11 protein-coding genes and 1 tRNA gene are annotated in these 14,469 nt (G+C 60.3%); 8 read left to right on the top strand and 4 right to left on the bottom strand.

Annotation, left to right across the window (positions count from 1 at the left end; all coding sequences use genetic code 11):
• The first annotated feature begins 67 nt into the window (after positions 1 to 67).
• From HDE78_RS09635 to HDE78_RS09620, 4 genes are all read left to right on the top strand, one after another.
• A complete protein-coding gene (locus tag HDE78_RS09635) occupies positions 68 to 1,333 on the top strand; it encodes a sterol desaturase family protein (RefSeq protein WP_179478680.1) in 1,266 nt (421 codons plus the stop codon).
• Positions 1,334 to 1,420: 87 nt separating this feature from the next.
• Positions 1,421 to 2,929, top strand: a complete 1,509-nt coding sequence (locus tag HDE78_RS09630) for an amino acid permease (protein ID WP_179478679.1) — start codon at positions 1,421 to 1,423, stop codon at positions 2,927 to 2,929.
• A gap of 222 nt (positions 2,930 to 3,151) precedes the next feature.
• Positions 3,152 to 4,999: a M61 family metallopeptidase gene (locus HDE78_RS09625; RefSeq protein WP_179479100.1), complete on the top strand. Its 1,848-nt coding sequence runs from the start codon at positions 3,152 to 3,154 to the stop codon at positions 4,997 to 4,999.
• Positions 5,000 to 5,260: 261 nt separating this feature from the next.
• Positions 5,261 to 5,337, top strand: a tRNA-Arg gene (locus HDE78_RS09620).
• A 441-nt stretch (positions 5,338 to 5,778) separates the two neighbouring features.
• Here HDE78_RS09620 and HDE78_RS09615 read toward each other — a convergent pair.
• Both HDE78_RS09615 and HDE78_RS09610 read right to left on the bottom strand, forming a co-directional pair.
• Positions 5,779 to 6,738, bottom strand: a complete 960-nt coding sequence (locus HDE78_RS09615; protein ID WP_179478678.1) for a DMT family transporter — start codon at positions 6,736 to 6,738, stop codon at positions 5,779 to 5,781.
• Positions 6,739 to 7,278: 540 nt separating this feature from the next.
• Positions 7,279 to 8,334, bottom strand: coding sequence for an NAD(P)-dependent alcohol dehydrogenase (locus tag HDE78_RS09610; RefSeq protein ID WP_179478676.1), 1,056 nt, complete (start codon positions 8,332 to 8,334; stop codon positions 7,279 to 7,281).
• Between the two features lie 154 nt (positions 8,335 to 8,488).
• Between HDE78_RS09610 and HDE78_RS09605 the strand changes: the two genes are divergently transcribed.
• Positions 8,489 to 9,361 carry a LysR family transcriptional regulator gene (locus HDE78_RS09605; protein WP_179478675.1) on the top strand — a complete coding sequence of 291 codons (873 nt, stop codon included), beginning with the start codon at positions 8,489 to 8,491 and terminating at the stop codon, positions 9,359 to 9,361.
• 102 nt (positions 9,362 to 9,463) lie between these two features.
• Here the strand turns inward: HDE78_RS09605 and HDE78_RS09600 are convergent, their stop codons facing one another.
• Complete coding sequence (locus HDE78_RS09600; RefSeq protein ID WP_255457733.1) at positions 9,464 to 10,330, bottom strand: LysR family transcriptional regulator; 867 nt, start codon at positions 10,328 to 10,330, stop codon at positions 9,464 to 9,466.
• Positions 10,331 to 10,419: 89 nt separating this feature from the next.
• Between HDE78_RS09600 and HDE78_RS09595 the strand changes: the two genes are divergently transcribed.
• Together HDE78_RS09595 and HDE78_RS09590 are read left to right on the top strand one after the other, a co-directional pair.
• Complete coding sequence (locus HDE78_RS09595; RefSeq protein ID WP_179478673.1) at positions 10,420 to 10,728, top strand: muconolactone Delta-isomerase family protein; 309 nt, start codon at positions 10,420 to 10,422, stop codon at positions 10,726 to 10,728.
• A complete protein-coding gene (locus HDE78_RS09590; protein ID WP_179478671.1) occupies positions 10,725 to 11,906 on the top strand; it encodes an EthD family reductase in 1,182 nt (393 codons plus the stop codon). Before HDE78_RS09595 ends, HDE78_RS09590 begins: the two co-directional genes overlap by 4 nt.
• A gap of 395 nt (positions 11,907 to 12,301) precedes the next feature.
• Here HDE78_RS09590 and HDE78_RS09585 read toward each other — a convergent pair whose 3' ends face one another.
• Positions 12,302 to 12,904 (bottom strand): TetR/AcrR family transcriptional regulator, encoded by a 603-nt coding sequence (locus tag HDE78_RS09585; RefSeq protein ID WP_179478669.1) that lies wholly within the window; start codon positions 12,902 to 12,904, stop codon positions 12,302 to 12,304.
• A gap of 122 nt (positions 12,905 to 13,026) precedes the next feature.
• On the opposite strand from HDE78_RS09585, the gene HDE78_RS09580 reads away from it, so the two are divergent.
• Positions 13,027 to 14,247: an MFS transporter gene (locus HDE78_RS09580; protein WP_179478667.1), complete on the top strand. Its 1,221-nt coding sequence runs from the start codon at positions 13,027 to 13,029 to the stop codon at positions 14,245 to 14,247.
• The last annotated feature ends 222 nt before the right edge of the window (positions 14,248 to 14,469 follow it).

Genomic DNA, 14,469 nt, shown 5'->3' with positions numbered 1-14,469 from the left:
CAGATCGCCGTCGCCAGCGCCCATCCGGGCTCGATTTGCCGCTATTTCAGAGAGGCTCGATCAAACGATGACTCCCGAACGCATCATGGCCTGGGCCATTCCGGCCTTCTTTGTGTCGATCGCGATCGAGTTTGTAGTGGCGCGTCTGCGCGGGCACAAGGCGTACCGCAGCAACGATGCGATCAACAGCCTCGGGCTGGGCGTGATTTCGCAGATCGTCGGCGTATTCACCAAGTTGCTGAGCGTGGGCATGTACGCGTGGTGCGCGCAGCATCTGGCGCCGTTTCGCCTGCCGGCGAACAGCGTGGCGGTCTGGATCAGCGCGCTGCTGCTTTACGACTTTCTGTATTACTGGTTGCACCGCATGGGGCACGAGGTGAACGTGCTGTGGGCGGCGCACGTAGTGCACCACCAGAGCGAGGATTACAACCTCACCACCGCGCTGCGCCAGACCGGCAGCGGCGTACTGCTGGGCTGGCTGTTCTATCTGCCGATGGCGCTGCTGGGTTATCCGGTGGAAGTGTTCGTGATCGTGGCGCTGATCGACCTGTTGTACCAGTTTTGGGTGCATACCGGCGAGATCGGCAAGCTCGGCTGGTTCGATCGGGTGTTCTGTTCGCCGTCGAATCATCGCGCGCATCACGCGGTCAACGATCGTTACCTCGACAAGAATTACGGCGGCATCCTGATTCTGTGGGACCGGCTCTTCGGTACGTTTACCGAAGAGGACGACCGCGATCCACCGGTGTTCGGCACGCGTTCGCCGCTGCAGAGCTGGAATCCGCTGTGGGCCAATGCCGAGATCTACTGGGCGATGGCGCAGGATGCGTGGCACGCCGAGCGCTGGCGCGACAAACTGCAGCTGTGGTTTCGTCCGCCGGGCTGGCGACCGGCCGATGTGGCGGCGCGGTTTCCCAAGCCGGCCTTCGATATCGATCACCCGCGCTACGATCCGCCGATGTCGCGTGGCCTTACCGTTTATCTGATGGTGCAGTTCGCGTTGTTGCTCGGCATGTCGATGCATTTCCTCGCGTTGGTGCCCATCGGCTCGCTTCCACTGCTGCTCGGCTATGCCGCGTATCTGGTCGCCAGCCTGTGCGTGCTGGGCGTGTTGATGGAAGGGCGGGTGTCGGCGCTGTGGCTCGAGGGCGTGCGGGTCGTGGCAACGGCGCTGGTGTCGGTGCTGAGCGGCCGGTGGTTCGGTATCGCCCATCTGGACGGCTATATGGCGTTGGCGATCGCGTCGATATTCGGGCTCAGTGCACTGGCATTGCCGTGGCTGCGAGGCGATCAGCGAGCCCAATTGGTGCATCCGGGCGCCGCGCCGGTTTGACCGGCGCATTTGTGCCCGTGCCGGAAGCCATGCGGGCAACGGCGGCGCGATTCGCTATGATCGCCGTTCGTTTCCGGGGACTACCACATGCGTTTTCTTAGCAGACTGCTGCGCCACAAGTCGGTCGAACAGCTGCAGGCCGAGGTCGGCCAGCGCGGCGATTTTCGGCGCGTGCTGGGGCTTTGGCAGCTCACCGCGATCGGTATCGGCGGCATCATCGGCGTCGGCATCTTCGTGCTGGCCGGCCAGCAGGCGGCGGTCAACGCCGGCCCGGCCGTGGCGCTGAGCTTTATCATTGCCGGCCTGGGCAGCGCCTGCGCGGCCTTGTGCTACGCGGAATTTGCCGGGCTTATCCCGGTGACCGGCAGCGCTTACACCTACGGCTATGCGGTGCTCGGCGAGTTCGTCGCCTGGATCATAGGCTGGGATCTCCTGCTGGAATACGCGCTGGTGGTCGCCGTGGTGGCGATCGGCTGGTCCGGCTACGTGCAGGTGCTGCTGGCCTCGGCCGGCCTGCACCTGCCCGAATGGGCGCAGCAGAGCATGAGCGCACAGACCATGCAGTATTACCTGCAGCAGATGTTCGGCACGCACGGCGCGCAGGCGATCGCGGCGCCCAGCGACGGCCACCGCTTCAACGTGATCGCTGCAGGCGTGTCGATTGCCGTGGCGATGTTGCTGACCCTGCGTACCGAGTGGGGTGCGCGCTTCAACACCTTTGTGGTGGCGATCAAGGTGATCGGCGTGTTGCTGGTCGTCGGCGTGGGCGTTTTCTATATCCACACCGCGAACTGGCATCCGTTCATTCCGGCACGGGTGGTGGATGCAACGACGGGCCTCGGTCACTTTGGCTGGCAGGGCGTGCTGACCGGGGCCAGCGTGGTGTTCTTCGCCGTGTTCGGCTACGACACGCTGACCACCGCGGCGGAAGAAGCCAAGCACCCGCAGCGTGATCTGCCGCGCGCGGTGCTGCTGTCGCTGGCGATAGCGATGGTGCTGTATATCGCCGTGTCGCTGGTGCTTACCGGCATCGTGCCCTACAGCCATCTTGGCGGCGACGCCTCGGTGTCCGACGCGTTCGAGTCGATCGGCCTGCACTGGCTCAGCATCATCATCGCCATTGCCGCGGTCATCGGCGTGACCAGCGTGCTGTTCGCCTTCATGCTGGGCGCGGCGCGCATCTGGTTCGCGCTGGCGCGCGACGGCCTATTGCCTGCATGGTTCGCCAAAGTCAGCCCGCGCTTCGGCACGCCGGCACGGCCGACCATCATCCTTGGGCTGTTCACGGCCATCGTCGCCGGCCTGCTGCCGATCGGCGAAGTGGCCGAGCTGGTGAATATCGGCACGCTCAGCGCCTTTATCATCATCTGCGCCTCGATCATGGTGCTGCGTGTGCGCCGGCCGGAACTGCAGCGCAACTTCCGCACGCCGGCTGTCTGGTTCACCGCGCCGCTGGGCATCGTTTTCTCCGCGGTGCTGATCTACGGCCTGCCGTGGATCACCTACGAACGCTTCGTGATCTGGATGGCGCTGGGCTGCGTCATTTATTTCGCCTACGGCATGCGCCACAGCAAGCTTGAGCAGGTCGGCAACTGATCGGCCTTGGTTAGGCGAGAACCCAGCTTCATTCATGACCTTCAGCATGGGTGAAGCGCCGCGGCCGGGCGCTAGCATCAAGGGCTTGAGTCCTTGTCGCGGCAGCCTTGCCCGTCCTGGGATGTTGCCCTGCCTCCGGAGAACGCATTGAAAGTCACCCGTCTCGCTTCCGCCATCGCTGCCGCCGCTCTCGGTCTGCCGTCGTTTGCCGTCTTCGCCGATATGGCGAACCCGCTGCCGATTCCGCCGCCGCAGAACGTGCCGTACGCCCCCGGCACGATCAAGATCGATGTCGATGGTACGGATGTGGCGCATCGGATCTTTCGCGTGCATGAAACCATTCCGGTCGCCACGGGCCCGCTCACCCTGCTGTATCCACAGTGGATTCCCGGCAACCACTCGCCGACCGGTCCGATCGACAAAATCGCCGGACTGGTGGTGAAAGCCAACGGTCAGACGTTGACCTGGACGCGCGACCAGTACAACGTGTACGCCTTCCACATCGACGTGCCGCAGGGCGTCAGTGCGGTCGAGGTGAACTTCGAATACCTCACGCCACAGAGCTCGCGCGAAGGCCGTGTGGTGGTGACGCCGGAAATGCTCGACGCGCAGTGGAGCGCCAGCACGCTGTATCCGGCCGGCTATTTTGCGCGTCAGATCAACACCGAGCCCAGCCTCAAGCTGCCGGCCGGCTGGCAGGCGGGCACCGCGCTCGAGGTTGCCTCGAAAGACGGCGACACCATCCACTTTAAACCGATCAACTACGACGATCTGGTCGATTCGCCGGTGTTCGCCGGCAAGTATTTCAAGCGCGTGGATCTCGACCCGGGCGCGGCCACGCCGGTGCATGTCGACATCGTGGCCGACGAAGCGAAGTATCTGGAGATCAAGCCCGAGCAGCTGAAAGCGCATCTGGATCTGGTGCAGCAGATGTACAAACTCTATGGCGCGCACCACTACGACCACTACGATTTCCTGCTGTCGCTGAGCGACAAGATGGGCGGCGAGGGCCTGGAGCATCACCGCTCCAGCGAGGACGGTGTGGGCACCGGCTACTTCACCGAATGGGACAAGAACTGGGGCGAGCGCGATCTGTTGTCGCACGAGTTCAACCACTCGTGGGACGGCAAGTACCGCCGCGGCGCCGATCTGGCCACGCCGAATTTCAACGTACCGATGGGCGACAGCCTGCTGTGGGTCTATGAAGGCCAGACCGAATTCTGGGGTCAGATCATGGCCACGCGCTCGGGCTTGTGGACGATGGACCAGGGCCACGACATGCTTGCCTACATGGCCGCCACCTACGACAAGGGCCGGCCCGGCCTGGCCAGCTGGCGCAATGTACAGGACACCACCAACGATCCGACCATGTCGCAGCGCGCGCCGCTGCCCTACCGCAATTACCAGGGCAGCGAGGACTACTACGTTGCCGGCGAAATGATCTGGCTCGACGTCGACGGCAAGCTGCGCGAGCTGACCGGCAACAAGCGCAGCATCGACGATTTCGCCAAGGCCTTCTTCGGCGTCAATCCTGGCGCCTGGGATGTCGACACCTATACCTTCGACGATGTGGTCAGGACGCTCGACGGCGCCGCTCCCTACGATTGGGCGAAATACCTGCGCGAACGCCTGGACGGCCACGGCTCGCTGACCGGAGGCCTGGCCTCGCACGGCTGGAAGCTGGTCTACACCGATAAACCGTCGGCCGCGGTCAAGGCAATGGAGGAGCGTCGTCATTCCGCCGATCTCACCTATTCGATCGGCCTGTCGATCGGCAAGGGCGGCGACATCAGCGACGTACTGTGGGACGGTCCGGCCTTCAATGCCGGCATCTCGCCCGGCATGACGGTGATTGCCGTCAACGGTCACGACTACGCCCCCGACGCGCTCAAGGATGCCGTCACCGCTTCGGCCAAGGACACCAGCCAGCCGGTGGAACTGCTGGTGAAAAACTTCGACGAGTACAAGACCGTGCGTATCGACTACCACGGCGGCCTAATGTACCCGCACATCGAACGCGACAGCAGCAGGCCGGATCATCTGACCGAGCTGATGAAGGCAAAAAAGTAAGGGGCCCCACCGAAGCTGCCGGCTGAAATGTTCTGTCGTCTGCCCGCTGATTTCAGCGTGCAGACAATAGATCGGCGGTGGGTATCAAAGCCGTCGTCCAATCGTTTCAATGGCTAAGCCGGCATCATGGCTCGGTCAGGTAGGGGCAGCGTGCTGCGCAGTCCGGGCCGCGTGGTCAGCCAACCCCAGCGGCAACTCGGCTATACTGCGCTCCCCGCGGCAACGGCCTTTACGGTTGATCAGCCCGGTCGCTTCACCAATGCGCTCGTAGCTCAGCTGGATAGAGTACCGCCCTCCGAAGGCGGTGGTCGTGGGTTCGAATCCCGCCGAGCGCACCAACTTAAAGTCCAGCGTCATCCCAAACAGTCCAAGAACCCCAGTGAAACTGGGATTTTTTTAGTCTTTTGTCAGAGAGGGTCCGGGGCCGTCTATTGAAATCCAGCCCGTTTGGGGGGCATACAAGGGGGCGTTAGACCAGTCTGATAGAGGAGGCGCCCCCATATCGCTGAGCGATGCGGCAATACGTAAAGCTAAGCCGGCAGAAAAGCCTCAGCGTCTGTTCGACGGGCGCGGTTTGTATCTAGAAGCCGCACCTTGCCGCCGGAAGCCTTAAGAGAACGACGGTAGTTATGACGGGAGCGCATGCTTTCGCTCTTAGCCGATTAACGCAGGCCATGATTTTGCGACGTTTGTTCGAGAGAGTCATAGCCACGCTAAGCGGTTGCCAATCTAAAATCGTTTTTCACCAAGAAGGTGAATCAATTGCTTAGATAGCGCTGCTATGCAGCTTCAGCGACTACGGCGGGCTTGATCCTCACAGCTAGAACCACACCTATCGCTAGGCAAAGCACACCGATGACGGTGCCCCACGGCGGCGCCTTTCCCCGCAGAACAAAGGCATACGCTAACGCAGCCATGGTCTCGAAAACGATCAGTTGGCCGGCAACGCGCGTGGGCAATCGCTGGCTGGCTTCGTTCCAGCACAAGGTTCCCGCCCACGAAGCGAGCAGGCCTAGGGCGAACATGAGAGACAGAAATAACGCTGGCGTTTGACCAAACGGCATGGGCGTATCCGCCACTGTTACATGCATGAATAGCCACGTGCAGCCATACCCGATTAGCGCAAGCGGTAATGTAGCGAGCCCCTGTGCAGTCGACCATGTCATCGGGCGGCGATCTGGGTGATGGCGAAGCCAGTCGGCATTACGTAGCGGATACCACGTCCACAAAGCGGTTGCTGCCATGGCGAGTAGAACGCCCGCTGCGTAGCGGCCCAGATCGGCCGGTGTGGCGCCGTGTATCCTGGCGAACTCGTCTCGATTGACGAATCCTATGCCGGCGACGATCAACCCTAATGAGGGTGCAAGCTTCAACCACGGGAGTTGCCCGTCACGCACTGCATTGCGCTGGTTCGCGGCGATGGCGATCACCACGGGCAATGTGCCGATGATCATGGTCGGCAGAGGCGCACCGGCATACTGGATCGCAGCAGCCAGGCAGACGTAGTAAGCAATATTTCCCAGCGCCGAGAGTTTCAGCGCTTCGATCCAATCGGCCCGCTGCAGCTGGCCGAGACTACGGCGGTCCAGCCAACCGATCGGCAACGCCAACAGGCCGAACGCCAGGTACCGTCCGAAGGCTAACAGCGGCGCTGGATAGTCAGGAAGCAGGACGGGTACGATGAAGGCAAGTCCCCACATCAAACCTGCGGCTAGTGCGTAAAGCGTGCCGGTCAGCATGTGCTGGCTCGATATCGGATACAGACGATAAACCGTCCATCATGAGCTGGTGAGTAATGTGCTCGGCTACCTGTCGTCCGAAAAGACCGATCATGCGAAGCAGTGGATATGCCAAGGTTTGTCATGTCGCTTTCTGATTGATCGGCTGACTGTCTCGAGGAGGAGGCCGAAGCCTTAACGTCGTCGTCGACTTCAGCGATAACTCGCGGCGACCAGTGCTCGGTAAGCAACGATGCTTGGCGTTTGGGTGAGACGACGTGCATGCGTAATCACCGGAGTGGTATTTCGGTCATGAAGGATCTATGTGCCGATCCGCGGATATTGTGTCGCCTCCTTATCGCGTTATGGATCGGAGGTTTCAAGATCATCGTCGGACGGGCTGGCCAATGAGCTATCGATCGATGCCGAAGGATCCGACGGCGAACGCTTTGTCTCATAAGGGACGGCGGATTTTTGAACCGGCGTAACGATGTATCCGTGTAGCGAAAGCAGGTCGGTCCATAGGGAGGTCATAAGTATTCACTTCAGAGCAGGAATGGCTTAACGACGTTCGACGACATTGCTGTGCGTCGCCGAGCCGTCGTTATCGGACTCGAAGCGGATAACCGTTTTCCCAAACGGACTGCCGGCCAGGTGATCCAGTGCTGCATCCAGCTGGTCGGGAGCAAAGATGCGATCGACGATGGGATGGATGTCTTGAGCACTCATGAACGCGTTCATCCGTTCAAACATAGCTCGTGAGCCCGTCTCGACGCCCCGTACCCGAAGGTTTTTATTCATCACCGGAAAGATGTCGAGCGCGTTCGTGCGTTCCTGTACGACGCCAACCACCGCAACCGTTCCTTCGAAGGCTGTCGCGCGCACCGATTGTCTCAAGCTGTCCGTCAGGCCCATGTCGATCACCAACTCCGCACCTTTTCCGTCGGTGAGTTCCCGCACGGCAACGTCCCAATCGGGGACGTGCGAGGTATCGATGGTTTTCCCGACGCCGAGGTCGCTGACGCACATCAGCTTATCCTCCGATCGGGAGACGGCGATCACGCGTGCGCCGATGGCTAACGCGAACTGCATGGCAAAAAGCGCCACCGCGCCGGTGGTCTGTACAACTATCGTCTGGCCCGGTTGCACGGCGCACAGTTCGATGACCGCATGCCACGCCGTCACGGCGGCGACCGATAGCGTGGCCGCCTCGATGTCTGATAGGTAGGCCGGTGCATGGACCCATGCCGATTCGTCGATCTGTACGTGCCCTCTCAATACGCCATCGCGTGCTTCACTGCCCAACGAGTCCGATAAAGCGGCCATGGTCAGCGGGCCATCGATCCAGCCCGGCAACACAACCGAACACACGCGATCGCCCACGCGAAACCTTTCCACGTCGGCGCCCACATGCGTCACGATACCGACAGCGTCCGTGCATGGCACGCGGCCCATGGTCGGCGCACGAAACCGATTGCCCCTGATGAAATAATGGTCGCGAAAATTTAGTCCGACGGCTTTGACTCGCACGCGGATCTCACGGGGCGACGGCGCTTCGAGCGGTTCGCTTTGCGCCAGTGCTGCGCCTTTCCCGTCCGTCCTGAAAGCAATATCCATAACACTCCCTCCCAAGATGGCTGCCGCGTTTCGGCCGAATGCCGATGGAGAATGAGTATGTTCCGTTGATTTAATAGGCACTAGGTACGATAAAGCCAATAGACTATTGCTCCCAGGGCAACAATGGAGCGATTCCGTGGACTTACTCCGGGAGATGGCGGTGTTCGCCCAAGTGGTGGACGAAGAAAGCTTCTCGTCGGCCGGTCGAAAGCTGGGTCTGACAACCTCGGCGGTGAGCCGACATGTCTCTCGGCTAGAGGCTCACCTCGGCGCGCGATTGCTGCAGCGGACGACACGATCGTTGACTCTGACAGAGCTGGGACAACAGGTTTACGTCGTCAGTTGCCGCGTGCTCGAAAGCTCCCGCGAAATGTCTGCCCTGGCGGGTAGCTATAGCGAGAAGCCCACGGGCATCATCCATCTCACGGCATCGGTCGTATTCGGAGAAACCTGGCTAGCGCCGCGGCTTCCAGGCTTTCTGGCCAAATATCCCGGCGTCGGTTTGCGCGTCACCTTCGTCGACCGAACGGTTGATTTGATCGAGGAGGGTGTGGATATCGCGGTGCGCATATCGTCCGAATTGTCACCGGGGCTCGCTGCGCGACCGTTGTGCAAATTCAGCTATGTCCTAGTGGCCTCACCGCAATACACCCAACGGCATGGCGCCCCGCTCGAGCCGCAGAATCTGGTCGACCACCCGTGCATTTATTTGGGTTACGGCCGGTTCGGTAACACGTGGAGTTTTCGCCGCAAGGATGAATCGGTCGATGTTCTTGTTCCATCGCGCATGACGATCAACAACAGCAGCGCGATCGTGGCTGCCGCTCGCGCTGACGGAGGTATCGGACTGGTGCCGAGCTTCGCTGCTCGAGAATTTCTCGTAAACGGTAGCCTAGTGCGCGTGCTGCCCGACTGGGAAATCGGTAAGCCGTATGTTGGCGATATCCATGCGGTCTACACGCCCGGCCGCCACGTGGCACCAAAGATTCGAGCGCTTATAGATTATCTGGCGGGAGCAACCGAGTAAGTGTGGTGGTTACACGAGCACTACTTTTTTGACGGCCAGTTGAATGATCATGCCGCCTCTACCTCCGGTACCGCACCGGCCGAAATAAGGTAAAACCTCAAGTTAAGCGGTGAGTCGAGCGCTAGCGATATCCAACATGACCCTGAGGCGATCCATCTGTCTCAAATCGCGGTGATAACCCACCCAGATATCGCGAGAGGGCGGAGCATCGTCAGGGTCGATCAACGTCAATCCAGGTACGGCATCACCCAGGGCGCGGGGCAAAACCGCCAAGCCAGCACCTTGCGCGCACATCTGTGCCTGCACCGATCGGCTCGTACTGGTAAAGGCCCGTCTCGCACGTGGATATTTATCGCGAAGCCATGCGACATCGGGGAAATAGGACTGGGCCGTATCCATGACAATCAGGCCCACCGAAGCGCTGTCTTTTTGAACTCGACGCGCGGTGGCGCGGGTTCCATACAGGCCATACCGCATAGTCATCAGGCGTCGCTGGACAATATCCGGCTCAGCAAAAGGCACGATCCGAAACGCGACGTCCGCATCGCGACGCGAAAGATCGAGTAGCCGGTAGCCTGCAATGACCTCAGGCGTGATCCCGGGATGGATACGTACCAGTTCAGCCAGGATCGGTGCGAGGACGTGGGCGGCGAACCAATCCGCGGCTGATATGCGCAGAATACCTTCAAGGCTTTCGCTAGCCCCGGTCAGTCGCCTTTCCACAGCGAAGGCTGCGCTCTCCATTGCTTCGGCAATCGCCAAGATCGAATCGCCCGCGTCGGTGAGCACCAGTCCGTTCGCCGTTCGACGAAACAGCGGCTGCCCCGTGTCGCCCGTCAGGACCGCGATTCGTCGTCCCACGGTAGGGTGGCTTACTTTCAGTGCGCGCGCTGCGCTGCCAAACGATCCGCCCCGCGCCACCGCCAGGAAGATCCGCACATCGCTCCATTCCATAATCAGGCCGTACAAAAATGTACACGTAATATGCGGCGATGTGAGTCTGCAAGCAAGTTGATTTCAATCACTATGCGCAGCCAGACGACTAAACCGGAACGGCGATGAACTTTCTTTTGAACATAATTGTTCGAATGCAAGATGTGGATGCCAGTACAAAAGGCACGCTTACGGAGCAGGAACATATTGCGGCACGAGAGCACATCGCGAACGGTCAGCTGCGACACATTTGGCGGACGCCAGCGCAGTCTGGAAATTGGAGTATCTGGGACGTCGATAGCACGACGGAATTGCACGAGATCGTGTCAGGACTACCACTGTATCCGTGGATGACCGTCACCGTGCATCCGCTGGCTGCGCACCCCCTGATGCCCCACGTCAAAGAAGCAGCGTTGAGCAGGAGCAATACATGAAGATTGCTTTCGTAGGACTAGGCAATATGGGACGCGCCATCGTGCCTCAGCTGCTTGCGGCAGGGCACGAGGTGTTCGCGTGGAACCGCACGGCGGCGGCTCTCGACGATATCGAAGGAGTGAAACCACTCCGGGAGCCTCGTGACGCCTTCGCGCATGACGTCGTTATCAGCATGCTTGCCGACGATCGCGCCGTGCGCGATGCGTTGATTTCTATCGATGCGATGTCACAGGGCCGCGCGGGCAGGATCCATATTGTCATGTCCACCATTTCATTGGCGATGGTGGACGAGCTCAAGGCGCTGCACGCGCAGTCAGGCGTGGCTTATATTGCTGCGCCCGTCTTCGGTGTGCCGGCAGTGGCGGCAACCGGGGGATTAAATATCCTCGCTGCGGGGCCTGTCGCGGCGATCGATCGGGTGCAGCCACTGTTCGACGTCATGGGCAAGAAAACGTGGCGTCTTGGAGACGATCAGGCCAGCGCCAACGTGGCTAAGATCGCTGGCAATCTGATGATCACACAGGCTATCGAGTCGATGGCCGAAGCCACGGCACTCACCGAAGCCTATGGTTTATCAGCCAAGGCTTTCCTCGACATCGTCACTCAGACCATGTTCGCTAGCCCCAGCTACCAGCGTTATGCCCAGAACATCGCTACCGACACATACGAGCCAGGGTTCAAGCTAACGTTGGGATTGAAAGACGTCGGTCTAGCTATCGAGGCGGCGCAAGCGGCAGGCCTGGACTTGCCGATGTCGGAGGTCGTTCGAAGCAGTTTGTCCGAAGCCTCGTCGGCGGGCCTGGACGATAAGGATTGGTCGGCGTTGGCGAGAGCGGCGCGCGGTGAGCTCGTACGCGATTGTCATCACGCTGCAGAGCCGGTGTCCGTTCTGGTGACGTATACCGGCCAACCCGAGAGTCGCTTCGATCGTGCTTACTACGAAGCGCACCACATCCCGATGGTGGAACAGGCATGGCAGCCGTTGGGGCTGAAGCATGCCCATGTGTTGTACCCGTCCGATAGAAATGGCATGACCGTCGCAGCGTGCCTGTGCCAATTCCGCGATGCGGATTCCATGCGTGCCGCATTCGACTCCCCGGATACCGCTGAGATCATGGCGGACGTCGCCGTCTTCACCGATATCGTTCCTATGCAGCACATCCTTAGACCTCGCTGAGGCTCGGTCATGCCCAATAGAGGGCTATCCATGAACCCATTTGATACATCAAATAAAACGATGTTCTCGCCGTTATGGGAATCTGTAGCGCCGCGATTCGTGCGCCGTGGGCACTTCTGGGTTACAGGCGAGCGTATTAAACGAGACGGCCTCAGCTATCAGGCCGGCCCCATGTATGTTGCTTGGGAGGCGCCGGCCGAAGTTACCCGACCCTATCCGAAAGGTGGATCCCCTACTTCTACCGGTGTACGGCATTCGCGGGAACGATCATGGCATGATTTACGAAAACAATTCTGACGATGTATTGAAAGTTGTTCTCGACTGGTTGATCCGCCTGGAAGGGTTGCAGTACCGCCGCCATTGATATCCGCTGGCCCGAGGCGCGCCGGCATGGCTTATGCACCAAGTATCCTGAGCGCCTGCGTGATCGCGGCGTCCAGCACGGCGAGGGTGGCGCCGTCACGCGCGAGTGTCGACATGCCCAGGAGAAAGCTATCAAGCGCGGTAGCCGTGGCACGTGCGTCGACAACAGCACTGAAATCGCCAGTGGCGATGCCGCGTTTGACACACGCCAGTATGCCGGCCCGGTTTCTCGCACGCGCCGCTCTGATAGGTGTGCGCGTGTTGTCATTTCCTGGAGGGCAGTCAGCCATTACGCCCAGGGCGACCATGCAGCCACGTGGATGGCCGCGCTCGACTTGCATCCTGGCCGAGCGGCGCAGTGCTGTTTCGATGGCCTCGCGTGGTGAAAGCGTTTGATCCCATAGGCACTCCATTACCTGCCCGTGGGTAGCAAGGTAAAGCGCAACGGATTCGTCATACAGCCCTCGCTTGGAACCGAAGGCCGCATAGAGGCTGGGCGCAGAGATACCACCGGCGATGCTGGCCTTCAATTCGGTAAGTGAAGTGGCTTCGTAGCCACGCTCCCAAAACAAATGCATTGCCTGCTCCACGGCGGTATCACGATCGAACTCGCGTGGACGCCCCATCTTGGCCATAGCTTAAGCTCCGTAGTGAAGACGACATAAATACTAGTCGATACAGAAGTTGTTGACAACGAACAAAGGGCCGTTAATATCTATACCAATCGGTACATATGTTGCCGCTATTTGGAAAAAAAATGTCTAGCGTCGCGAGGTTCGAAATCAAACAACAGACCACTCGCGATGAGGGTGCTTTTCCCGTATCCGCGTTGCTGGCCCTCGCCTTGACGGGCTTCACCTGCATCGTCACGGAGACTCTGCCGGCGGGGCTCTTGCCGCAGATAAGCCAAGGGCTGGGGATTCCCCTTTCGCTGGCAGGTCAATCAGTGACCGCTTATGCGATCGGATCGCTCCTATCGGCCATACCGCTTACCTTGGCAACTCGCGCTTGGCGCCGTCGGAGGGTGCTGCTGCTCTCGATCACGGGTTTCCTCGTGTTCAATACGGTGACGGCCTTGTCGTCCAGCTTTCCCTTGACGCTTGCGGCTCGGTTCTTTGCCGGTGCGGCGGCCGGCCTCGCCTGGAGCTTGCTCGCCGGATATGCGCGACGTATGGTCTCTGTAACGCAGCAGGGGAAGGCCATGGCACTTGCGATGGTCGGAACCCCCATGGCGCTTTCGCTGGGTGTGCCGCTTGGCACATGGCTGGGTGGTGCTATCGGGTGGCGCTTTGCGTTTGCAGCCATGTCGCTGCTGACGATCGCGCTCGTTATCTGGGTTGTATATAAAGTGCCGGACTACCCCGGTGAGCAAGGCCGTGCAGGCCATGATGTCAGAAGCACGTTGAAGGTACGCGGTGTGCGCCCGGTGCTCATCGTCGTCCTGGCCTGGATGCTTGCCCACAACGCGCTTTATACGTACGTCGCACCGCTAATAGCGCCTTCCGGGTTGGCGAGTGAGATTGGCCTCGTCCTGTTGGCCTTTGGCGCGGCTGCGCTCGCGGGCATCTACCTGACAAGTCGCTTCGTCGATACGAGCCTGCGGCGCACGGTGCTGATGAGTCTTGCCGCCTTTGCCACTATATCGTTGGCCATGGCGCTATGGATCCGGGTGCCTGTGGTCATGTGGCTGGCGGTGATCGTATGGGGCATGAGCTTCGGCGGTGCCGCGACGCTGATACAGACCGCGTTGGCGGATGCCGCCGGGTCCGCCGTGGATGTTGCTCTCTCACTGAACGTCGTCACGTGGAATGCCGCGATTGCCGGAGGCGGCATCGTTGGAGGCCTGCTACTTGAACATGCCGGTCCGTTATCGCTGCCCTGGACAGCGCTCATCCTCTCATTGGTCGCCTTGGTCTGTGTTTATCTCAGCCGCTCTCACGGCTTTCCGCCTGGGGCGCGACGGCCTTCTAGCCGTTAGTAATTGTTTGGGAGAACACCTTGGATGTGAACATGCGGTTCGCTTCGGAGCGGGATGTAGCCGTGTTCTTTAGTTTCACCTCCAACGGTCTCGCGGTGAAAGGCAACGAGCACCTGCATTTGGATGAGAACTGTCTCATCGATCAGATCGAGGTGGCTTGGCAGCCATTGCCTCCTGCTGCGCTCGTGCAAGAAGTGTTCGCCAGAGCAAGCTCGGCTTTGA

The sequence above is a fragment of the Rhodanobacter sp. K2T2 genome (assembly GCF_013408815.1).
In the GTDB taxonomy this organism is placed as follows: Bacteria; Pseudomonadota; Gammaproteobacteria; order Xanthomonadales; family Rhodanobacteraceae; genus Rhodanobacter.
The sequence above is the reverse complement of the archived record's forward strand: the minus strand, read 5'-3'. Positions and strand labels throughout refer to the sequence as shown.

Excerpts from the sequence above, each read along its gene's own strand:
- HDE78_RS09625 (WP_179479100.1), top strand. The coding sequence starts at position 3,152 with ATGGCGAACCCGCTGCCGATTCCGCCGCCGCAGAACGTGCCGTACGCC.
- HDE78_RS09580 (WP_179478667.1), top strand. The coding sequence starts at position 13,027 with ATGTCTAGCGTCGCGAGGTTCGAAATCAAACAACAGACCACTCGCGAT.
- HDE78_RS09595 (WP_179478673.1), top strand. The coding sequence starts at position 10,420 with ATGAACTTTCTTTTGAACATAATTGTTCGAATGCAAGATGTGGATGCC.
- HDE78_RS09610 (WP_179478676.1), bottom strand. The coding sequence starts at position 8,334 with ATGGATATTGCTTTCAGGACGGACGGGAAAGGCGCAGCACTGGCGCAA.
- HDE78_RS09590 (WP_179478671.1), top strand. The coding sequence starts at position 10,725 with ATGAAGATTGCTTTCGTAGGACTAGGCAATATGGGACGCGCCATCGTG.
- HDE78_RS09605 (WP_179478675.1), top strand. The coding sequence starts at position 8,489 with ATGGCGGTGTTCGCCCAAGTGGTGGACGAAGAAAGCTTCTCGTCGGCC.
- HDE78_RS09630 (WP_179478679.1), top strand. The coding sequence starts at position 1,421 with ATGCGTTTTCTTAGCAGACTGCTGCGCCACAAGTCGGTCGAACAGCTG.
- HDE78_RS09585 (WP_179478669.1), bottom strand. The coding sequence starts at position 12,904 with ATGGCCAAGATGGGGCGTCCACGCGAGTTCGATCGTGATACCGCCGTG.
- HDE78_RS09615 (WP_179478678.1), bottom strand. The coding sequence starts at position 6,738 with ATGCTGACCGGCACGCTTTACGCACTAGCCGCAGGTTTGATGTGGGGA.
- HDE78_RS09635 (WP_179478680.1), top strand. The coding sequence starts at position 68 with ATGACTCCCGAACGCATCATGGCCTGGGCCATTCCGGCCTTCTTTGTG.